Origin of the sequence: Lujinxingia vulgaris (assembly GCF_007997005.1) — a bacterium.
Taxonomy (GTDB): domain Bacteria; phylum Myxococcota_A; class Bradymonadia; order Bradymonadales; family Bradymonadaceae; genus Lujinxingia.
This window is the reverse complement of the sequence record NZ_VOSL01000048.1, coordinates 55,110-76,309: the sequence shown is the minus strand read 5'-3', so window position 1 is coordinate 76,309 and position 21,200 is coordinate 55,110. Positions and strand designations below refer to the sequence as shown.

Below are 21,200 nucleotides of genomic sequence, written 5' to 3'. Positions count from 1 at the left end.
ACAAGGGGCACGCGTGTGCTAATGATAACGACCCGTTGGCGGGTTTTGAGTCCCGAAATTCTTTAGAAATCTCGAAACAAAAGGGTAACAATCGTGACGTCGAATGAAGACGAGTTGTTGTCCTATGATGGCCTGGTCATTGAGCGCGGTGCGCGCCACTGCAAGATCCTCAATGAGGAGGGCGAGGTGGAGTTTCGGACCACGAACCTGCGCGACGCACAACGCTTCCTGGAGCTGCTTGAGGAGCGCGACCGGTTGCAGAAGCTGCTCGACTCGCGCGGGATCGCCCCGCACCGCATCTATCTGTTGGCGGCCGAGGAAGAGAAGCGCGGCCGGGTTAATCTCGACGGCGCGCCGGCCAAAGAGGTCGTGATCGTCGCCAAGAGCGAGGATAACGGTCTGGTGGTGCGCTCGCTTGCCGATGGCAAAGAAGAGATCGTCGATATGGACGAGCTCGAAGCCATTGAGGGCGGTCCTTACCTGCAGGCCTCCGAGGTGCAGGATGAGACGATGCTCGCGCTGATCCGCTACGACCGCGAGGCCGAGACGGCGCATCTGGCGCTCTTTCGCACCCAGGAAGGCGCCGACGAGATGGCTGGCGAGTGGGCCAAGGTCGAGGAGAACCCGGGCACGGAGTACCAGGCGCTGGTGGCCAACTCCGAGGGCGATGTGATCCTCTACCGCGCGGAAGCCACCGTCGAGGACTGAGTCTTCGGTGATCGAGCACGCATAAAAAAACCTCGCCAGGAGCTGGCGAGGTTTTTTGCGTTTTACGCTGCGGCCCGGCGTCTTAAATGGCCGGGCCGCGCGAGGGTGAGCTGATCAGAGGCGGGTGACTTCGCCGACGATCTCAGCCTCGCTGCCCTCGGTGAGGAAGCCTGCGTTTTTCCAGGCGTTGAGGCCCCCGTCGAAATCGGAGACCTTGCGGAAGCCGAGCTCCTCGAGGATTTTTGCCGCGCGGTTGGACGCCTCGGCGTCGTGGCTGTCGCCGTAGACGACGATGCGCTGATTTTTACCCAGGTCCTTGCGGGCGCGCTCCTTGAGCGACTCCACAGGGATGTTGATTGCGCCGGGGATATGCTCGCGCTGGTAGTCCTCGGGGTTGAGAATGTCGATCAGTACGAAGTCTTCGCCTTCTGCGATACGCTGTTGAAGCTCCGTGCTAGACATCAACCGTGCCATGAAGATCCTTTGTTCTGGGCCAGTTACGCCTTTTGTGTCCTCCAGATGCCCGCGGTATCTTGGCGAAGTCGGCCGGATTCGGGACAACGGCGCTCTCGGGGAGAGGGCCGCGACCGCGGGGCAGGACAGCTGCTGGCGAGTAATATAGTCGCAGGCAGCGCTTTAGCAACCGCGCATCCCCCGAAGGGGCGTTGTGGTTGCCTCGGGGCGGGCGGATCGTTAGGTTGCAGCCCGTTGAACGCTTTTGACGACATGAGACACGGCTGCCCGCTGCGGCGGGGGCTTTGCATGGAGCGGTTTTCATGGTGAGCGCACGCTCAATGAGACGATGGTTCGGCGCGCTTGTGGCGGTGGTGATCCTCTGCTTCTGCGCGCCGCTTTACGCGCAGGGCTCCGACGAGGCGCTCGATACGGTGCGGGAGGCCAACGGTCATTATGACGCCGGTGAGTTCAGCGACGCGCTGCTCAAGTACCGCCAGGCCTATGACGTGCTTGAGGATGTGCGCCTGCTCTACCGCATCGGTTTGAGCTACGAGAACCTGGGCAATTACGCCCGCGCGCGTCAGACACTTTTGCGTTACCTGGAGCTCGACAAGGACAGCCCGGTCGAGGGGCGTGTGCGCGCCAAGATCGATCAGCTGCGCGACCTCGAGGAGAACATTCAGGCCTACCTGGTGGTCGACTCGGTGCCGGCCGGCGCCACCGTCTACCTCAATGAGTATATGGGTGAGCCGGAGGGGCAGGCGCCGGTGACGATGCCGGTGGGCGCCGGCGAAAACATTGTCACCCTGGTCTTTCCCGACCGCCAGCGTCTGCAGGCCGTGGTGGAGGTCGGAGCGGGCGCGACCGTCGAGCGCATCTTTCAGGTAGGCAGCGCCGCTCCTCCTCGTCAGAGCGAAGAGCTCGCCAGCGCCGAGACCACCGAGGTGGAGGTCGATGAACCGGAGGCTTCCCTTGCGGAGGAGCCCGCCGAAGATGGCGCCGATGCTGAAGATCCCGTGGCGGAGAGCGCGGAAGAGGAGGTGGCAGAAGGCGCCGGAGGCGACGACGTGATCCCGATGCCCGGCTCAGAGCGCGCGATGGACCGCCCGGTGCGCCTGGACCGCGTCAGCGTCGCGCCGCCCTGGTGGGCCAATACTCTGGCGGTGATGGGCTTTGCGGGCAGCGCCCTGTGTGGCGTCGGCGCCGGGCAGGGCATGCTCTCGGTCGGACAGGCCGTGGGCTGCGGGTTGATCCTGACCGGTTCCGGCTTCTTTTTGCTGGGACGCGACTGGAGCGGGCGCCTTCCGCCGGCCTCCGACGCCCCGGGCTTTTCCAGCCCCGATCAGGCCGGCTCCGCGCGGGCGTTGGGCGTGAGCTTCAGCGGGCGCTTCTAGCACAGGCTCTTGCGCCTGGAGGCCCCCGGTGGTACCTCTGGCGCCAGATCTGGTCGATGGTGTTAACCTACTCCTCTTCGAGCTAACGATGTCCGAGCGCGCCCCCCAGCATATCTCTCGCAAAAAGACCCCGGTCTTCTGGGACTGGTGGTATGAGAACCCCGTGGAAATCATCATCGTGGCGATGGTGCTGGCGTTTTATGCCCTGACGCCCTGGAGCGGCTTCGGGGTCTCGGAGAAGGACGTCAACAGCGCCGACATCACGATCGTGCCCTGAGTCCTAACGGGCAGATCGAAGCGAATTGCCGGGCCCTTCGGGCCCGGTTTTTTTATGCCCGAACGTCTGCCGCGGTGGGCCTTGAGCGCGGCGTCGCCACAGCGCTTAAGGCCGCCTCGGGGGTTTAGAACGAGTGCCCGATGCTCAGGTAGAAGCCGTAGCCCACGAGCAGCTCCTGGATGGCGTCTTCATCCTGAGGCACAAAGACGCAGGCCTCGGTGCCCTGGGTGGAGGGATCGGCGCAGCGCCGAAAGCGCGGGTCCTGCGTGGTGTCACTCAGGGTGTAGGCGAAGTCCAGGCGCACCGGACCCACCGGGGTGTTCCACCACAGGCCGGTTCCCAGGCCGTAGAGCAGGGAGGGCGCCAGCTCGTTGAAACTCACCGTGCCCTGATCGTTGGCGGCGGTATCGACTTCGAGCTGGCCGCGCAGGATGGTGGCCGCGTCGACGAAGACCGCCCCCCACACATCGCCGATCGAGAAGAGGTTGGGCACAAGGCGCACCCGCGGCTCGACCGACCACTCAAACTGGGTCAGCCCGCCCACCGGTACCGCTTCGCCCGAGGGGGTGTAGAGCGAGAGGCGCTGGCGGCCGAAGCTGCGCATCCCGTCGGTCCCACCGCTGTAGAGGCGGTTTTGAATCGGCACCCCGGTCTCTCGCCCGATGTTGTAGACGCTGCCCAGACGAGTGCGCATCGCGAGCACCGAGCGGCCCAGAAGATCGGAGGGGACGTAGCCCTCGGCCGAGAGCACCGGTTTGATAAAGTCGAACTCACCGCCCACAGCGAAGCTGCCGGCTTCTTGAACCGTCAGTGCGACCAGGGCGCCGGAGGTCGGGTCGAGCACGTCGTTGCGCATGTCCAGGATCAGCGACTGCTCCAGGTACTCGAGCAAAAACTCCGTCTGGAAGTCCAGTCCCAGCGTGGTCGTGGAGACATCCACCAGAGACTCTTCGACGTTGAAGTAGTTGTAGTAGGCGACGTTGTAGGAGGCCTCCAGGCGCAGCTTGCGGAAGATCGGGCGGTCGAGCCCCACCCTCAGTGCGGGGTTCCATAACGAGAAGCCTTCCCGAACGTCGCGCTCCACACTGGCGCTCAGGCGCAGGTTGGTGCGGCGCTCAATGAACTGGGGCTGGGAGAAGCGCAGCTCGCTGGAGAGGATCGCCCCGCGGTTGACCAGCTCGGCGCGGGGGATGAGCCCGGGGGCCCAGGCGTAACCCGCCACGTTGAAGTGATCCAGGCGACGCAGCCCGCCCAGGAAGTTGCGCGCTGACCAGTTGAGGAGCCCGCGCACATCCTGTCGGGCGCTCTCCACGGCCAGGCCGGCACCCACGCGCAGGTTGTACTTCTTGGCCTCTTTGAGGCGCACGACGACGGGAACCTCCGGATCGAGGCGGCTGCGGCGTTCGGCTTCGAGCTGGGCGCTCTCCAGCAGCGTGCTCACGCCCAGCGCTCGCTCGCGACCGGAGGCCTCCGAACCTTCGGCGTTGGAGGTGTCCTCCTGAGCGTTGGCGTCGTCAGGGGGAGCGGCCGCGTCGATGCCGGGGCGCGGAGAAGCGTCGACACCGGCCTGTGGGTCGGCGTCATCGGGGATGTCGCTCTCTTCCAGAAGATCTTCGAGCCGTTCGCGATCCTCGGCGTCCTCCAGGGTAAACTCGCGGGCCTCGTGAGCCGGGAGCACCGTGACGAGGCCGAACACGCCCAGCTCGTAGACGTCTTCCTGGGTCTCATTGAGGCGTTGCGGATCGTACTGCTCACCGGGCTCGATGGTGATGGCCTCGCGCACGAAACGCTCCTCCACGTCTTCCAGCCCGAAGATATGCACCTGGCCGAAACGCGAGCGGGGACCGGCGTCGATGAAGAAAAAGACGTCCGCTTTCCGGGTCTCAGGATCGACAAAGGCTCGACCGCTGACGGCGGCGTAGGCGTAGCCCGCCTCGCGCAGCCGGCGGCCCAGCGCATCGCGGGTGGTCAGGTAGTCTTCCTGGGTAAAGATCGCGCCCTGGTTGAGCGGAAGATCATCCAGCAGCGCTTCGCGAGAGAGTTGGGAGGAGGGATCTAGCCCCTCAAGCTCGATGCGCGCGATGCGGGTGGGCTCCCCCTCATCGATCGTCACCCGCACGCTGATCGTGCCCTCCTCGGGGTTTTCGATAATCGACTCCGAGACGATGCTCGCCCCGAAGTACCCGCGGCGCTGGTAGAAGGTCTCGATGCGCTCACGGTCGCGCTGCCAGCTGAACTGATTGAAGTACTGGCGCTCAGCCCCGATGAGGGGGAGCCAGGATACGGCGGCCCGCCAGCCCGGATCTTCGCGGGTGGCGAGTCCGTCGCGGAGCTCGCTCTCGGAGACCTGCTCAACGCCGCGAATCTCCACATTGCTGATGCGAAGGTCGGTGGTCCCCGGCACGATGTAGTCGCTCTCAGAGGTGGTCGCACAGCCGGTTAGCAGCGCCAGCCACAACACACCCGCAAGAGCGACGCGATGGGAAGGGGCAGAAGCCATAGCGCAACACCACGTCAATCAAACAAAGACATTATTCGGAGAAGAACCCGTCGAAGGGATCGTCCTCGGCCGGTTGCTCGGGACCAGGATCCGGCTTCGGCGCCTCAACCGGCTCCGGTTGCGGCTCGGGCTCAGGGCGAACCTCCGGACGCGGCCGCCGATCGGGAGCGACTCGGGAGGGCCTCGTTGAGCGGCGCGCCTCGGCGCGCTGCGCCGCCTGAGCGCTGGCATGCAGGGCTTCGGCGGTCTGGCGCGCCAGCGCGGCGACAGGTTCGCCCAGCGCCAGGGCATCGTCTTCGGCCTGCTCGCGCGCACGCTCCGCGCTCGCCCTGTCTTGAGGCCGGTCCTCCGCGACCTGCGGGGCAACCTCGTCACCTGGAGCGGGTTGGGAAGGCGCCTCGGCTGCGATCGCGTCGTTGGCCGGCTCATCCGTGGAGGGTCGAGAGAGCGCGAACGCCGCGCCTGCAACCACCAGGATCGCCAGCACCCCGAGAACGAGCGGCGTTCGGGAGCGTCGGTCGTAGGTGATCGGTGCCAGATCATCGAGATCGTCGATGGGCGTGCTCAGGGAGGCCAGAGGAGGCTGGGTCTGCGTCTCGGTCACTGTGCGCCCCGCGCGCGTCGGCGAGATCGTCGGGGCGTCGGGATCGGCCGGGCCCGGCGTGCCTGCCAGGACCTCCGGGTTGAGCTCGGCGAGCAACGCCTCGAAGAGCGCGCGTGCGGCGCTGGCGTCGGCGGGGCGGTCGTTCGGATCTTTGGCCAGCAGGGACGTGATCGCGCGCTCGAGCGCTTCGGGCAGCTCGCGCTGTTGGCGCAAAGAGGGGATCTCGTTGACGACATGCGCCATCAAGATCGCCATGGGCGTCTCGGCCGAGAAGGGCGGTCGACCACCCACGAGCTCATAGAGGATGCAGCCCAGGCTGTAGAGATCGGCGCGCCCGTCGACCTCGTGGCCCTGGCATTGCTCCGGGCTCATGTATTGCGGCGTGCCAAAGACCTGGCCGGTGCGCGTGACCTGAGTCTCGGCGCCCAGGACCTTGGCGATGCCGAAGTCGAGCACTTTGACAAAGGTCCCCCCGCCGGGGATGTCGAGCAGAAAGATGTTATCGGGCTTTAAGTCGCGGTGGACGATGTTGGCGTCGTGCGCAGCAGAGAGCGCCGAGGCGATCTGCACGCCGATGCGCAAGATCTCTTCAAAGGTGAGATCGCCCTCTTTGATGCGCTCGCTGAGCAGCGTGCCCACCAGGTACTCCATCGCCAGATAGAGGGTGCCATCTTCGTCCTGACCGAAGTCCAGGATCGTGACGCTGTGCGGGTGGTTGATGGTGGTGGCGATGCGCGCTTCGCGAAAGAAGCGGTCGACGAAGTCGTCGGTCTCGCTGAGGTTGGCGCGCAGCGTCTTGATGGCCACCTGGCGGTCGACGCTGCGCTGATGGCCCAGGTAGACCGCGCCCATGCCGCCGGCGCCGATGGCCTTCTCAATGATCCAGCGCCCGTCGAGCACGCGCCCGATCATCGGGTCGTCACCTTCGGGGCGGCTGAGGCGTAACTTCATGCCGTCATGCGGGCAATAGACGACCTCGTCGCCGTAGCTGCGCTGACAGGTTGGGCAGATCTTTTGCATGAACGCTCAGGATGAGGACGCCCCCTTTCGGCCAGGCTCCCCGGCGAAGGTTAGAGGCGGTTGACTTTGGGGCGGGGCCCGTCATCGAGCAGCTCAATCGAGGGGCGCCGCGGCTCGGCAGGCGTCTCCTCCTCGGCGGGGGGCTCCTCGGTCTGGGAGACCTCCTCGGGGGGACGCGGGCGCCGCTCTTGACGAGGGGCGCGCCGGGTCGGGCGCCGCTCCTCGGCGGTCAGCTCGTAGCTGAGCTCCTGGCGCAGGCCGCGCTCCGGGTCGATGGGGATGCGCACATCGAGGGGCTCGTAGCCGTCCAGGCGAAGGCGGTACGTCAGCGGGTCGCCGCCGGGGGCCACCGAGAGGTTGTAGGGCGTGGTGCCCAGCTCGTCGTCACCTTCCATGATCGTCGCGCCCGGCGGCTCGGTTGTCAGCCGCAAAATAATCGTGTCGTTGACGGCGACCACCGTCGGCTCGTCGATCGCGGGTTCGGCGGGCTCTTCGGGTATCTCAGGTGCCGCTTCAGCCGACGCCCCCGCGACCTCGGGAGTCGTCTCCGGCGCGCTCTGCTCCTGACCACGCAGCACCATCACCCCCAGCAAGAGCACGATGATCAGCGCGAGCACAACCGCAGCAATCAGCCCCTTGTTCGTACCGCCCTTCGCCGGCGCCTGGGCGGCTGCCGCGCCGGGCGCCATCGCCTGACCGGCGCCGGTGAAGTTGCCGGTGCCATTGAACTGGCCATTCCCGGTGAAGTTGCCGGTGCCATTGAACTGGCCGTTTCCGGTGAAGTTCCCGGTGCCACCGAATCCCCCGGCCGCGCCACCCGGCGCCGAGGGCGCGAAGTGGTTGCCGGTCGAGGTTGGCGAGGCGATGCCTGCGGCCAGCGCGGCGTGGTGCTTGCTCAGCGCGCTCTCAAGCTCCTCGCGCAGCTCTTCGGTGGTCTGCGGCCGCGCCCCGGGATCTTTGGACATCGTGCGGCGCACCACATGCTCGAGCGCCAGCGGGATCATATCCAGCGCCTGCTCCGAGAGGCGCTCGGCGAAGGGAGGGGGCGGATCCTGGGCGTGGCTGATCATCAGCGCGGTGGTCGTCGGCCCCTGAAAAGGCGGCTCGCCACAGAGCATCTCAAAGATGATGCAACCCAGGCTGTAGATGTCGCTGCGGTGATCGACGCTCTGCGAGAGGATCTGCTCGGGCGACATGTAGCGGGGCGTGCCCACGATGCGGCCATCGCCGGTCAGCTGCACGTCATCTTCGCCGCCGACGGCTTTGGCGATGCCGAAGTCCAGGACTTTGACCACGTCGGGATCGCCGTCGACCTCGATCAGGAAGATGTTATCGGGTTTGACGTCGCGGTGAACGATGCCGTTTTTATGCGCCTCGGCCAGCGAGCGGCAGATCTGGGAGGCGATGTGCACCGCGCGCTTTGGCGAGAAAGGCGCCTCGGTCTTGATCGCCTCGGTCAGGGTGCGCCCGGCGAGCATCTCCATGGTCAGGTAGAGAAACCCGTCGTCGGTCTGGCCGTAGTCGAAGACGGTGACCGTGTTGGGGTGGCGCAGCTGGCTGACGGTCAGCGCTTCGCGCTCAAAGCGCGCGGCGGTCACCGGGTTATGCGAGGGGATGTACTTGAGGGCGATGCGCCGGTTCATGTTGCGCTGGATCGCCTCATAGACCGCACCCATGCCCCCAAAACCCATCAGGCTGACGATCTCGTAGCGATCAGCCACGGTCTGGCCGACGAGCTTTTCGTAGAGCGCTCGACGTTGGTCGCGAGAAGAGGACATAGGTTCGGTCTTGGGGAGCAGGTCCGCGCCGCGAGCGTGCGGCGCGCCAGAAGGTTCAGAAGCCGAGGGTCAGGCCAACGCCGGCGCTGCCTTTGCCCACCCAGGGGGTGAGCATCGAGCGCGAGGCCTGAGGGTTATCTTCGACGCTGTCGGCGCTGACAATCAGGTAGATGCCCAGCGCGGTCACCGCGGCGCCGGAGACGTAGAAGACGTCGGCCACCAGGGCCTGGGTGCGCGCGCTGTCGCGCGCGGCCAGGCGATCGTCATAGCTGAGCTGGGTGTCGGTGATGCTCTCGGCGTTGCCGCTGGCCATCAGGCCCATCACGACCCCGCCGCCGATCAGCGCCACGCCGCCGGCGGTGGTGATGATGCCGGGGGTGCGGTTGGGGGGCGCCGGCTGCGGGGTGGCGATGACATCGTCGGCGCCCTCATCCTGAACGCCGTCGCCATCGCTGCCGTCTTCGCGGGCCTGCATCGCCTGAATCTCGCGCAGGGACTGCACCCGCTCCATCGCGTGGGAGCGCGCCTCACTCTCAACGTCCGGGGCGACCATAAAGCGCTCATACTGCGCGATGGCCTCGTCCCACTGCTCCATCTGCTCGTAGCAACGCCCGATGTTGTAGAGCAGGTTGGGCACCGGATCGAGCGCGTAAGCCTGCTCGAAGAACTCGATGGCCTTTTCGTAGTCGCCGGCGCGGAAACTCTGCGCGCCTTCGGCCGAGAGGCTCTCGACCTGACGGGCGATGTCGGCGGCGTCGGCGTCCGACTGCGCCATCACCTGGGCGGGAACTCCAGTGGACATCAGGGTCACCAACAGCCCGACTCCGATAAACTTTCGCATGGCCATCATCTTTAAGAGGGTCGAAGTAGTTGAGAGTGGCGGTGCTCGCCGGCGATGATAGCCCCACAGCAGACGCGATGTCTAGCGCCGGGGCAGGCCTTCGCCTTTCTGGACACGGTCGGGCTGCGCGCCGACAATCCCGGCGGGTGCGGCTCGCGTAACGAAGGGGGACGCCCGCACGATGAATCACGCTGATGCGATGGAGACGATCATGGATGGTGACAGCCCTGTAGAGCAGGACGATCTGGCGAGCACGATCGCCGAGCAGAAGACCGAACCTCTCGGCGCGTTGGACAACCCCGCGCATACGATCGCTCCGCCGGTGGAGAGCGCCTCGCCAATCTTCTCGGTGCGCGAGGGGCTGGGGACCTTTGCCGGAGTGTTTCGCCCCACGGTGCTCACGATCTGCGGGGTGATGATGTACCTGCGGGAGGGCTGGGTGGTGGGCCAGGCCGGGCTGTTGGGCGCGCTGGCGTTGATCCTTTTGACCTTTGCCATCACCGGGACCGCGGCGATGTCGCTCTCGTCGATCACCACCAACATCCGGGTCGGCGCCGGCGGGGTCTTCTCGATCATCAGTCAGTCGCTGGGGCTGGAGCCCGGCGGGGCCATCGGGATCCCGCTCTACGTGGGGCAGGCGCTCTCGGCCGCGCTTTACATCTACGGGTTCACCGAGGCCTGGGGCTATATTTTCCCGGATCATCCGCCGGTGGCGGTGGCGTATGCGGTCTTTGTGCTGGCCTTTGGCGCGACGCTGATCTCGACGAAGTTGGCGTTTCGACTTCAGGGGCTGGTGATGATCGTCATCGTCGCCTCATTGATCTCGATCGCGCTGGGGCTCACCGGGATGGGGCAGGGCGGTGAGGTGGAGCTGCGCAACCCGGAGCTCTTTGGCAGCTTTGAGGCCGGCGGCTTCTGGATCCTCTTTGCGATCTTCTTTCCGGCCGGCACCGGGGTCAATGTGGGCGCGAGCATGTCCGGGGCACTGGCCAACCCGCGGCGCAGCATCCCGCGGGGGACGATGGCGGCGGTGCTCGTCGCGCTATGCACGTATCTCTTTCTGGCCTTCTGGTACTCGATGGTGGCCAGCCCGCAGGAGCTCCGTGAGAACGCGCTGGTCGTCGTGGACTACGCGGCCTTCGGCGAGCTTGTGCTGGTGGGGATTCTGGCCTCGACCTTCACGGCGACCCTGAGCTCGCTGGTGGCCGCGCCGCGCGTGCTGCAGGCGCTGGGCTCGCATAGCATCTTGCCCCGGAGCGCCTTCTTCTCGCATGTCACCGGCGGTGGGGAGCCGCGCAACGCCGCGCTCTTTACGGGCGGGCTTGTGGCCATCGCGCTGACGCTCGGGAGCCTGGATCGCATCGCGGTGCTCATCACGATGTTCTTTTTGCTGACCTACCTGACCATCAACCTGGTGGTGCTGGTGGAGCAGAGCCTGGGGATGATCTCGTTTCGCCCCACCTTCCGTGTGCCGAGGGCGGTGCCGGTGGTGGGCGCGGCGCTGGCGCTGCTGGCGGTCTTTGTGATCAGCCCGGCCTTTGCGCTGGTGGCCCTCTCGGTGATCGGCGGGATCTATGTGGTGCTGGTGGGGCGGCGCCTGGAGACGCCCTGGGAGACGGTGCGAAGCTCGATCTTTGTGTCGCTGGCGGACTGGGCCGCCAAACGCATCGCCCGGGGGCCGCAGGAGGCCAACGAGCGCAGCTGGAAGCCCGACCTGCTCGTGCCGGTGGAGAGCCGCACCCAACTCGATGGGCAGTTTCGATTCTTAAGGCTGCTCACCGCACCGAAGGGGTCGTTGCAGGTGGTCGGTGTGCTCAGCCGGGAGACGTACCCGCAGAGTGGGGACGCGGCCGCGCCGGTCACGGCCGAGGCCAGCGAGGTGGGCGAAGACGACGCGCACGCCCGGTACAGGCCAAGGCGGCGCAGCGGTGAGCATAAGACCATCCCGGGGATGGGCGCCGGCAAGCTCCCCACCGCGGCGATGGCTGCGATCCGTCAGCGCGCGCTGGGCGATCTTGGCGCGGTCGCCGCCGACTTTCAGCGCGAGGGGCTCTTTGCCACGGCGGTCACCATTGAGGCCAGCACCTACCCGGCCGGCGTGGATATGGCCTCGGCGGTGATGCAGGGAAGTTACTTCCGACCGAACATCCTCTTCATCAACGCCGATATGTACGATCAGCCCACACTGCAAGAACTTCTGGACGTGGCGATCACGCGCAAGATGGGCGCGGCCTTTCTTTTTGAGCACCCCGAGTCGTCGCTGGGCCATGAGCGCCGCATCAACGTCTGGGTGCGCGATCAGAGCCCGAGCTGGCCGGTGGGGCTGCGCCTGGCCAACCTCGACCTCTCGCTCTTGCTGGGCTACCAGGCCCATCGCAACTGGCAGGGCTCGTTACGCCTGCTCACGGTCTGCCCCGACCCGGAGGAGACCGACAACGCGCGGCGCTACCTGCAGCTGCTCATCGATGATGCGCGACTGCCCCGCGGCACCGAGTCGTGGGTGGAGAGCGGCAGTTTTATGAAGTGGGTCGCCGACTCCCCGCGTGCCGATCTTCAGATCATGGGGCTCGCCGACACCATCGATCGCGACTTTATGGAGCGCATGGTGCAGCTCACCGGCAGCTCGGTGCTCTTTGTGCGCGACTCCGGCAATGAGAGCGCCCTGGCGTGACGTCAAAACCGCCCCTGGCGAGGAGGGGCGGCGAGTCGCCGTCATAGGGTGTGCGTTATTTCGAGCGGGTTAGCGCCAGCCAGCTCAGCTCGGTCTGGCCGCTGAGCCGAATGCGGCGCAGCGCGAGATCGAGCACCATCAGCGACAGGGCAAAAAGCAGCACCCAGGGCCAGAGCTGGCGCCGGTAGCGGACTTCCTCGCCATCGGCGTCGAAGATCGTCGCCGGCGCCGGATCGAGCTCGCCACGACCCATGGCCACAATCTGGGCGATGAGCGCCTCGTTGGGCTCCAGGTAGGTCATCTCGCGGGGGTAGGGGTAGGCCAGGCTGGCCTGGCTGACCGCGAAGGTATCTCCGCCGCGGTCGTGCTGGGCGGCCAGCTGGTAGGCACCGAATTGAGGCAGGGGGAAGCTGGCCTCATAGCGCCCCGGCGCGCGTTGCTGCAGCGCGACCTGGGAGTCGTTCCCATCGGGGTCGGTCACGCGCAGCACGCTGTCGAGATCGTTGATAAAGCGGTCATCTTCGCCGATGGCGTCGACCATCACCCGGGCGCGCTCCCCGTCGATGTCGACGCGCATCGGCAGGCGATCGCGATCGTCGGTGCGCATCGTATCGCGAATCAGCTGGGCCCAGAGCTGCGCGTAGCCCGGCCAGCGCACCCACTCCGCGCCCCAGCGGTTCTTCAAGTCCGAGGTAAACGCGGCTGTTTTGCCCAGACCCACACGCCAGCGCGCGAGCAGCGGGTCACCGCCTTCCACGGTCAAAAGCACCTCGGATTGAGGTTTGGGCGTGGTGGTCACATAGCCCAGGAGGTAGGGCGCGGCGTTCCAGGCGATGCCTTCAAGAAGTTGGGCGCGCCCGGCGACCTGCGCGCGGATCGGCTCCTCGGCCAGCGCCGAGCGCGCCACGGTGCGCGTCTCCTGGGTAAAGATCTGCGGGACGTTGTAGGGGTTGTTGGTGAAGTGATAACGCCCCGAGCCCCGCTCGGCGATGCGCCGCAACATAGACGTCTCCGCCCCGTCGCCCACCGCCACGGTGGTCACGGTGATGTTTTCAATGCGCATCGCGGGCATAATGCGCGTGAAGATCGCGCCGGGCTCCGACATTCCGTCGGTCAGCAGGATGATGTGTTTAACTCGGGCCGAGGCAAAGGCCAGCTGCTCGTAGGCTTCATTGAGCGCGAGCTCAATGTCGGTGCCCCCGCGGACCTGCAGCCGGTTGATCGCGCTGAGGATACGTGAGCGGTTGGCCGCAGGTTGCAGGCGCACGATGGGGTCGATGTCGTTGTCAAAGGCCAACACCCCGACCTGGTCGCCGGGCTGCAAGACCTCGACGGCGGCGCGGGCGGCGTCTTTGGCCAGCGCGATGCGGTCGCCGGCCATTGAGCCGGAGCGATCGATGACCATCAGGAGCGCCAGCGAAGGCGTCTCGCGCTGGCGCTCCCCTTCAAAGCTCACCGGCATCAGGCGCTCCACCGCGCTATCTTCCCAGCCGCCAGGGCCAAAGGAGTCCTGACCCCCGGCCATGATCAGACCCCCGCCCAGGTCGCGCACATAGCGTGTGAGAAGATCCTGCTGGGCGTCGCTGACGTGGCGGGAGTGCACATCGGAGAGGAGCACAAGATCGAAGCGGTCGAGCTCCTCTTCGCTCTTCGGAAGACCTGCGGGGCTGCGCGTCTCCACATCGAAGTTCTCATTACGCAGCGCGCGCTCCAGGTGATGGCGCGAGCGCATCTCGCCCTCCACATAGAGCACCCGCGCTTTGCCGCGGATATGCGCGCTGTACATAAAGCTGTTGTTGGCCGCGTAGCCGTCTGGCCCGTCGACGCTCATTTGCACGCGAAACTGCCGAAAGCCGGGCTCGTAAACCTCGGTCTGAAAACGCACCTCGGTGACGCCGCGCTGCAGCTCAACCTCTTGCTCACCGTCCCGGTACTCGTTCTGCCAGAGCGTCAGCCGGGCTGTGGTGGCGTAGGTCGAGAAGACGCGGGCCACCAGAAAGAAGGGGGCGCCGAGCTCGATGTTTTCGGGAACATCCACCGCCTCAATGAGCACCTCGGCGGGCTGCTCATAATCGAGGGTCGCGGCGTAGAGGCGGATGCCAAAATCGGCGGCGCGGTTGGCCTCGGCCAGCACATCGCCGCGGGTCTGGTTGCCATCGCTGATCACCACCAGGCGTTTGAGATGATCGTCGGGGAAGAGGCCGTAGGCCATGCGCAGCGCGGCGCTGATGTCGGTCTGCAGGGTAGGCTCGCTGGCGAGCTCCTGAAGTTCGGTTGCTGCGTCTGTGTCGGTGTCGGCCGACGTGTCGGTTGGTGCATTGGAGCTCGGGCGCGGGAGCTCGGTGTAGGTGCCGTCGGCGCCAGGCTCAATCTGGTAGGGGCGATCGGCAAACCCGATGACGCGGACCTGGTCGTCTTCGGCCGCCGCCGCGACATAGGTGTTGATGCGCTCGCGGGCCTGCTCCAGCGCCTCATCGGGGAAGGAGGCCGAGGTGTCCACCACGACGATCGTGGCGATCTTCGAGTCGAAACTGGTGACCACCGGCTGCATCAACGCCAGCGTCAGCCCGGCCAGCACCAGCGCGCGAAAGCCGACGTTGAGCACACGCTGATAGAGAGGAAAGTCCGAGAGGGTGAAGCGCGCGACGATGGCCAACAGGGGCAGCACCAGCAGCAGCCCGATGTACTCTGGCGCCATGATCTCAAAGGTGCGCTCCCCGTAAACAAAGCTCCAGGTCTCGGCCTGCGCCCAGACCACGGCGTCCAGGTAGGCCCAGAGGCCCGCGACCCAGATCAGGGAAAGCGTCGACCAGAAGAAGATTTTGGAGACTAAAGATCGTGAGCCGATCATTCTGTCCACCTGCGGTTGTAGGTGAGCCACTCCAAAAGCAGCAGGCCCATGGCCAGCAGGACCAGCCAGATCCAGATCTCGCGCCGCTCAAAGACAAGGCCTGCCGCGTCGCGGCTGACCTCGCGCTCGCCAAGCTGAAGCTCGGACGGGGCGATGCGGCTCTCCTCGGGGCTGGCCAGGTTGGCGGCTACCGCCACCGGCTCGCCACCGCCCGGGGTGAGCACGTAGAAGCCGGGCTGGTCGGTGTAGAAGACCGCCTCGCCACGATGGATCGCCGCGCTGCGCACCTCACCATCGGGGGCGGTGACCCGCGCCTCCTCGATGTCGCGCGCCACCGGGATCTGCACCGAGCGGCCCGTCTCAAAGGCGTACATCAAGTCGACGTCGTCCTGCGCCAGGTAGTCGATGATGTTGAGAATGAAGATCGGAAAGGCCACGCGCAGCGGGAAGTCGCTCTCCCGAAGATCAAAACCCACCGCGATCAGGCGGCGACCATCGAGCTCGCGATCCACGATCACGGCCTGTCCGAACGCGCTCGCCACGGCGGTGTCGCTGGCCTCGCGCCGAAAGGTTGAGGTGCGTGCGATGTTGAGGTCTTGCAGGTTGATCCAGCGCATCAGCGGGTGGCTTGAGGCCACATCGGTTAAGATCGGCTCGTCATCCACGTCGCGGATCGCGATGGGGGAGCTCTCGGCCGGAGGGTTGAAAAAGACCAGATCGCCCGAGACGGGCAGCGTGGGGGCGACGTTATCAAAAAACGTCACGTCAAACTCAGCCTGCGGGTCGTAGCGCTCCGGGTTGACCCGGGTCACCTCGATGTGGGTGTTGAGCAAGAGCGGCCCTTCCAAAAAGAGGTTGCCGGTGGAGACGACCTGCACCCGAAGTTTGCGGGCCTGCGGAAGCACCGCGTAGGCGCGATCATCAAGGGGGAAGACGTCTTCGGCGTCGGCCGTCATCACCCGCACGCGCGCCTCCAGCCGCTCCCCGGCAAAGGCCTGCCCGGGGTAGAACTGCCGGTGCACCTGGTTGGCGGAGAGCTCCAGGGGGAGCGTCTCGATGATGCGCCCCTCGCTCAAGAGCTCCAGGCGCGCCTCCACCGGTCGATCGAAGGTGCTGGAGACCTCGACAAAGACCTCGTGATCGAGGCGGTTGGAGGGGTAGCGTCGCGCGTTGAACCCGGTGATTGCCAGGTTCTCGGAGCGCTCGCCAGGGGCGATGTGACGCACCCGCACCGCCTCGCCAGGGTCGAACTCCGAGAGGTCGAGGTTCTGCAGGCCGGCGCCGTCGCTGAGCACGATGAGTTCAGCCTGACCGCGATCGCGGAGGCTGTCGCGCGCAAAACTCAACGCCTGGCGAAAGTCGGTGGCGTTGGCGCTGAGCGTGGCCGCGCGCAGCGCGGCTTCCAGGGGCTGCGTCTCGCGCACGAAAGGTCCGAGCGGCATCACCCGGTTGTTGAAGAGCGCGACCATCACGCGGTCATCGCCGCCCACGCTCCCAAGAAGCTCCAGCGCCTGGGTGCGGGCGACCTCAAAGCGGTTGAGGCCCCCGGTCACATCGGTCGCCCCCATGCTGGCGGAGGTGTCGAGCATGATCAGAAGATGGCGCCCCTCCACGACCTCGTCAGCCGAGCGAGGCCCCAGGGCCGCCACGGTGATCAGCGCGGCGATGATCATAAAGAGCAACCAGGAGAGCAGGCGCTTGAAGCGTCGCCACCAGTCGGTCTGGCGCTTCTTCTCGGCGAGCACCCGGCCCCAGAGGGCGGAGTAGGGCACCTGCACCCGGCGCTTTCGCAAACGCAGCAGGTAGAGCAGCGTGATGAACACCGCCACAAACCCCGCCACTCCGAGCACGGTCGCTATGGGCAGACCGGTCCATTGCATCAACGACTCCCCTTCATTTCAGAAAACCTCCGGCCCGGAAGACCCGCAGAATCAGCTCATCAAAAGGCTGCTGAATCGGGGCGCGGAAGTAGAGGATCTGCCGGCTCTTACAATAGCCCTCAAGCTCGGTGCAGAACTCCTCAAAGACCTCGCGGTAGGCCTTGAGCATCGCCGGGGTCACCGTGATGTCGCGGGCCTCATCGGTCTCACAGTCCACGATCTGAACCTCGCCATGGAAGTCCAGGTTGAGCTCGCGCTCATCAAAGAGCTGAATGACCATCGGTTCAAAGCGATGGTAGCGCAGCGCGTTGAGCCCCTCTTCGATGCCGTCCGGGTCGTAGAAGTCGGAGATGACTACGGCCAGGCCGCGGCGTTTGTTCTGACTGACAAAGGTCTTAAAGGCCTGGCGAAGCGAGGTGTGTTCGCCGGCATCACAGGCATCGAGGAAGTTGAAGATCTTAAAGATCTGCGCCTTGCCCTTGGCCGGAGGAAGGCGCCCCTCAACCTTCGAGGAGAAGGGGATGATGCTGACGCGGTCCAGGTTGCTCAGCCCGATGTAGGCCAGCGCGGCGGCCACCTGGCGGGCGTAGTTCCATTTGTTGGGCTGGCCCAGGTGCATCGAGCGGCTGGCGTCGACCAGAAAGTAGATGTGCAGATCCTCTTCTTCTTCGTAGAGCTTTAAGAAGAGGCGTTCGGTGCGGCTGTAGACGCGCCAGTCCAGACTCTTCACGTCGTCGCCTGGCGAGTAGACGCGGTAGTCCGCGAAGTCGAGGCCAGAGCCCACGATCTTCTTCTGACGTTTGGCGCGCTGGCCGCTGGCGGCCATCTTGCGCGAGACGATGTAGAGGTAATCGAGCTTTTTTAAGAACTCATCGTCGAAGCGCGCGTCGTCGGGATGTTGGCGAGATGGCTTGGCCACGGGGACTCACAGCTGGGCGAGGGAAACGAGCGTTTGCGAAGACATGAAAAGAAAAAGCGATCTGGGCGCACCCGTCATCGAGCCGGAGATGTATCAGGTCGACTCGGGCGTCGCCTCAATGATCTTCTGCACGATGGTGTCGGTGGAGACGCCCTCGGCCTCGCCCTCGAAGTTGAGGATGACGCGGTGGCGAAGGGCGTTCTGGGCGCTGCGGCGCACGTCTTCGCTGCTGACGTTGAAGCGACCCTCGGTCAGCGCGCGCACCCGGGCGGTCGTCATGATCGCCTGAGCGCCGCGGGGTGACGACCCGAAACGCACGTACTTGCGCGTGATCTCCGGCGCGCCCGGGTGTTCGGGGTGGGTGCCCTGGAGGATGCGCAGGGCATAGTCCTGCACGTGGCGCGCCACGGGCACCTCGCGGGCAAAGCGCTTCATCTCCAGGAGGCGCGCCTTGTCGATCACCGGGTTGACCTCCGGCTGCGAGACCTGGGTGGTGCGCTCCATGATGCTGTGCAACTCGTCGAGGTCGGGGAACTTCACGACCAGCTTAAAGAGGAAGCGGTCGAGCTGGGCCTCGGGGAGCGGGTAGGTGCCCTCCATCTCCAGCGGGTTCTGCGTGGCGAGCACGAAGAAGGGATCGTCGAGCTTGTAGGTCTCCTTGCCCACGGTGACGCTGCGCTCCTGCATCGCCTCGAGCATCGCCGACTGCGTCTTGGGCGTGGCGCGGTTGACCTCGTCGGCGAGCACGATATTCGAGAAGATGGGGCCCCGCTCAAACTTAAAATGCTTCTGGCGGTCTTCGCCCTCGACGATGATGGTGGCGCCGACGATGTCGGTGGGCATCAGGTCGGGGGTGAACTGAATGCGCGAGAAGTTCAGGCCCAGCGCCTCGGAGAGGGTGCGCACGAGCATCGTCTTGCCCAGCCCGGGCACGCCTTCGAGCAGCACGTTGCCGCCGGCGAGCATAACCTGGATGACGCCGTTGATGATGTCGCGCTGGCCCACGATCATTTTGCCGACTTCTTCGCGGATGCGGCCGGCGTCCTTCTGAAAGGCCTGTACTTTTGCCTGCACCGAGGCGTCGGGGGCGGTGTTTTCACTGGACATAAGACGGAGTCTCCAGAGACGTGGAAAGGCGCAAAGCGGCCGCTTAAGGCTGCTGGGGCCGGATCAGTTGAAAGTAGCGTTTGATAAAGAAGCGGTAGCCGTCGGGCACGTTTTCGCGCTCCATGACCTCTTCGGCCACGGACTCATAGTCGGCGTAGACCTCCTGGTACTCGGCCGAGGCGAAGCCCTCTTCGCTGGCCCCGCGGATGATCTCGGCGCGGGACTTGCCCGAGGAGTTCTCCTGGCCCTGAGCCTGCTCCTGGACGCGTTCGCCATCGAGCTCAGTCTCGCCCGAGCCCTGCGCCTGCTCGTCGGGGCCGTCGCCGCCCGGGGCGTCGCTCTCGCCGGGGCGGTATTCGCCATCGTTCGTTTCCCCTTCCGAGTTCGCCTGGCCGCCTTCGCCGCCGGGAGGAGGCTCCCCGCCGCCGGGTTGCCCCGGGTTTTGAGCTTCGCCTTCTTCGCCCTGCGCTTGTTCGGCCTCGGCGCCGGGCTTCTGCTCGCCATCCTGGCCGGCTTCGCCGGGCTCTCCCTGCTGTTGAGCACGCTCCTGGTCGAGCTGCGCGTCGTCGCGAGCTTCGGACTCTCCGCGGGCGCGCTCCATGAAGTCTTCGACCTGATCGCCGCGCCGTTGCTCCTCTTCGCTGGCCTCGCCGGTGCCGCGTGACATGCTCTCGCGCATCTCCTGCATCTGGCGTCGGATCTCTTCGCGCTGTTGCTGTGAGGATTGCTGCTCGCCGGCCTCGGAGAGCTGCTCGGAGGCGTCTTCCATCTTGCGGCTTACTTCGTTGCGGTAGTCGGGGCGATCGCCGCGGTTTTCTTCGGCCTGGCCGGCGATGCCCTCGTCGCCGTCTTCGCTGCCTTTGGCCTCGGCCAGGTATTCGTTGACGACTTCGTCGAGGTCGCGGGAGAGGCGCTCGAGTTGGTTTTTGGCCTCGGAGGTGTCGAACTCTTCACGGGCGTTCTCGGCGTTGGAGAGCATCTCTTCGGCCTCATCGAGCAGCGCCTGCTGCTCTTCGGTGAGGTTGCCCTCGTCGCCGAACTGTTCGGCGAGCTTCTCGAGCGCGTCGCGGTGCTTTTCGACGAGATCTTGCAGACGTTCATCTTCGGCGTTGAGCTTGTCGGAGAAGGTCTCCAGGAGCTCCGCCAGGCGTTCGGCGCGCTCCGGCGAGATGCCCTCTTCCTGGATGGACTCCGCGAGTGTTTCGAGGGCCTCGCTGGCCGTGGCGAGGTCGTTGTTGGCCAGGGCGTCGATCGCTTCTTTGAGGGCGGGCTCCTCGGCCAGTGCCTCGGCGTTTTCGCTGGCGAGCTCCTGCGCAGCGTCCGCCAGAGTGCGGCTGAGCGTCTCAAGCTCTTGCGCGATGACCTCGTCGGCGGCGTCGAGTTGAGTCTCGATCTTCTCAATCTCTTCCAGGAACTCACGCTGCGAGATGGTGCGTGCTTCGGCGCGGTCGAGGAGCTCTTCCATCGCGTCGAGCATCGCCTCGGCCTGCGGGTCGGGATCGTCGCCGAGGGCCTCTCGGAGCGCGGCGATGCGGTCGCGCTCGAGGGCCAGGGTGGCGTCGTCGACAAAGGCCTCGTAGCGAACCTCAAAGGGAGGGGGGAGCGTGCCCCGGTGGTCGGGCAGCGGCACAATCCCCACGCCGATGGTCACCAGGGCGCAGGCCGCCAGCAGGGTGGTGTCGGCGGGGCGCTGCCAGGGCGTGGCCTCGCGAAGATCGATGCGGTCGAGGTAGGTGAGCGCGTCGGCGGCCTGGGCGCGGGCAAATGCCTGCCCGGCCGCATCCTGCGGGGGGCTCATCGCCAGGCTCAGCGCGGTGGAGATGCGATCGTGCAGATCGTAATGACGGTCGATGTGCTGGGCGATGGCGATGCGGTCCACCGCACGGCGCCAGCCCCACAGCGCTGCGGCGACGATGAGCAGTCCCGCGGCCAGCGGTACCGTCCACCAGAGCGTCGGATCGATCCATTGCGTCCGCAACGCGGCCACGCCCACGGCGCTTAGCATCAGCGCCAGGCAAGCGCCGGCGGCGGCCGAGGCGACGGCGCGCTGCGAGCGTACGCGGCGCTCAAGCCGATCGAGCAGCTTAAGGAGCGCGGGGGCCAGGTTGGGGTCGGGCGATAACGTCGGTGCCATGGACTCAGCTTAGCAAAAGGGGGGAAGGCGACAACCGCCAGATGCAGCAAGGCGCTGATT

General features: G+C 65.9%; 14 protein-coding genes. 4 read left to right on the top strand and 10 right to left on the bottom strand.

Features of this window, described 5'->3' with window-relative positions; genetic code table 11:
• Window positions 1-114 precede the first annotated feature (114 nt).
• A complete protein-coding gene (locus tag FRC96_RS10860) occupies window positions 115-708 on the top strand; it encodes a hypothetical protein (RefSeq protein WP_146974518.1) in 594 nt (197 codons plus the stop codon).
• Between the two features lie 114 nt (window positions 709-822).
• Here the strand turns inward: FRC96_RS10860 and FRC96_RS10855 are convergent, their stop codons facing one another.
• Window positions 823-1,170, bottom strand: coding sequence for a rhodanese-like domain-containing protein (locus FRC96_RS10855; RefSeq protein WP_230470135.1), 348 nt, complete (start codon window positions 1,168-1,170; stop codon window positions 823-825).
• Between the two features lie 332 nt (window positions 1,171-1,502).
• Here FRC96_RS10855 and FRC96_RS10850 point away from each other — a divergent pair, with 332 nt between their 5' ends.
• Together FRC96_RS10850 and FRC96_RS10845 are read left to right on the top strand one after the other, a co-directional pair.
• Window positions 1,503-2,558 (top strand): PEGA domain-containing protein, encoded by a 1,056-nt coding sequence (locus FRC96_RS10850; RefSeq protein ID WP_230470134.1) that lies wholly within the window; start codon window positions 1,503-1,505, stop codon window positions 2,556-2,558.
• Window positions 2,559-2,646: 88 nt separating this feature from the next.
• The gene (locus FRC96_RS10845; RefSeq protein WP_146974515.1) at window positions 2,647-2,835 is read left to right on the top strand and encodes a hypothetical protein; all 189 of its coding nucleotides are present in this window, start codon (window positions 2,647-2,649) and stop codon (window positions 2,833-2,835) included.
• A 124-nt stretch (window positions 2,836-2,959) separates the two neighbouring features.
• On the opposite strand, the gene FRC96_RS10840 is transcribed toward FRC96_RS10845, so the two are convergent.
• Genes FRC96_RS10840 through FRC96_RS10825 form a run of 4 tightly spaced genes read right to left on the bottom strand, consistent with a single transcriptional unit; the run spans window position 2,960 to window position 9,539 of the window.
• On the bottom strand, window positions 2,960-5,335 hold the full coding sequence (locus FRC96_RS10840; RefSeq protein ID WP_146974514.1) for a BamA/OMP85 family outer membrane protein: 2,376 nt from the start codon (window positions 5,333-5,335) through the stop codon (window positions 2,960-2,962).
• A 31-nt stretch (window positions 5,336-5,366) separates the two neighbouring features.
• Window positions 5,367-6,959 (bottom strand): serine/threonine-protein kinase, encoded by a 1,593-nt coding sequence (locus FRC96_RS10835; RefSeq protein WP_146974513.1) that lies wholly within the window; start codon window positions 6,957-6,959, stop codon window positions 5,367-5,369.
• A 50-nt stretch (window positions 6,960-7,009) separates the two neighbouring features.
• Window positions 7,010-8,737 carry a serine/threonine-protein kinase gene (locus FRC96_RS10830; protein WP_146974512.1) on the bottom strand — a complete coding sequence of 576 codons (1,728 nt, stop codon included), beginning with the start codon at window positions 8,735-8,737 and terminating at the stop codon, window positions 7,010-7,012.
• A 55-nt stretch (window positions 8,738-8,792) separates the two neighbouring features.
• The gene (locus FRC96_RS10825; RefSeq protein WP_230470133.1) at window positions 8,793-9,539 is read right to left on the bottom strand and encodes a tetratricopeptide repeat protein; all 747 of its coding nucleotides are present in this window, start codon (window positions 9,537-9,539) and stop codon (window positions 8,793-8,795) included.
• Between the two features lie 220 nt (window positions 9,540-9,759).
• Between FRC96_RS10825 and FRC96_RS10820 the strand changes: the two genes are divergently transcribed.
• Entirely contained in the window at window positions 9,760-12,249 is a 2,490-nt protein-coding gene (locus FRC96_RS10820; protein ID WP_146974510.1) for an amino acid permease, read from the top strand.
• A gap of 55 nt (window positions 12,250-12,304) precedes the next feature.
• Here the strand turns inward: FRC96_RS10820 and FRC96_RS10815 are convergent, their stop codons facing one another.
• The 5 genes from FRC96_RS10815 to FRC96_RS10795 form a co-directional block, all read right to left on the bottom strand.
• A complete protein-coding gene (locus FRC96_RS10815; protein ID WP_146974509.1) occupies window positions 12,305-15,100 on the bottom strand; it encodes a VWA domain-containing protein in 2,796 nt (931 codons plus the stop codon).
• A complete protein-coding gene (locus FRC96_RS10810; RefSeq protein WP_146974508.1) occupies window positions 15,097-16,980 on the bottom strand; it encodes a vWA domain-containing protein in 1,884 nt (627 codons plus the stop codon). The genes FRC96_RS10815 and FRC96_RS10810 overlap by 4 nt, the downstream gene beginning before the upstream one ends.
• A 13-nt stretch (window positions 16,981-16,993) precedes the next feature.
• A complete protein-coding gene (locus FRC96_RS10805) occupies window positions 16,994-17,899 on the bottom strand; it encodes a DUF58 domain-containing protein (protein ID WP_230470132.1) in 906 nt (301 codons plus the stop codon).
• A 93-nt stretch (window positions 17,900-17,992) separates the two neighbouring features.
• Window positions 17,993-19,006, bottom strand: coding sequence for an AAA family ATPase (locus FRC96_RS10800; protein WP_146974507.1), 1,014 nt, complete (start codon window positions 19,004-19,006; stop codon window positions 17,993-17,995).
• Between the two features lie 43 nt (window positions 19,007-19,049).
• Complete coding sequence (locus FRC96_RS10795; protein ID WP_146974506.1) at window positions 19,050-21,140, bottom strand: hypothetical protein; 2,091 nt, start codon at window positions 21,138-21,140, stop codon at window positions 19,050-19,052.
• Window positions 21,141-21,200 lie beyond the last annotated feature (60 nt).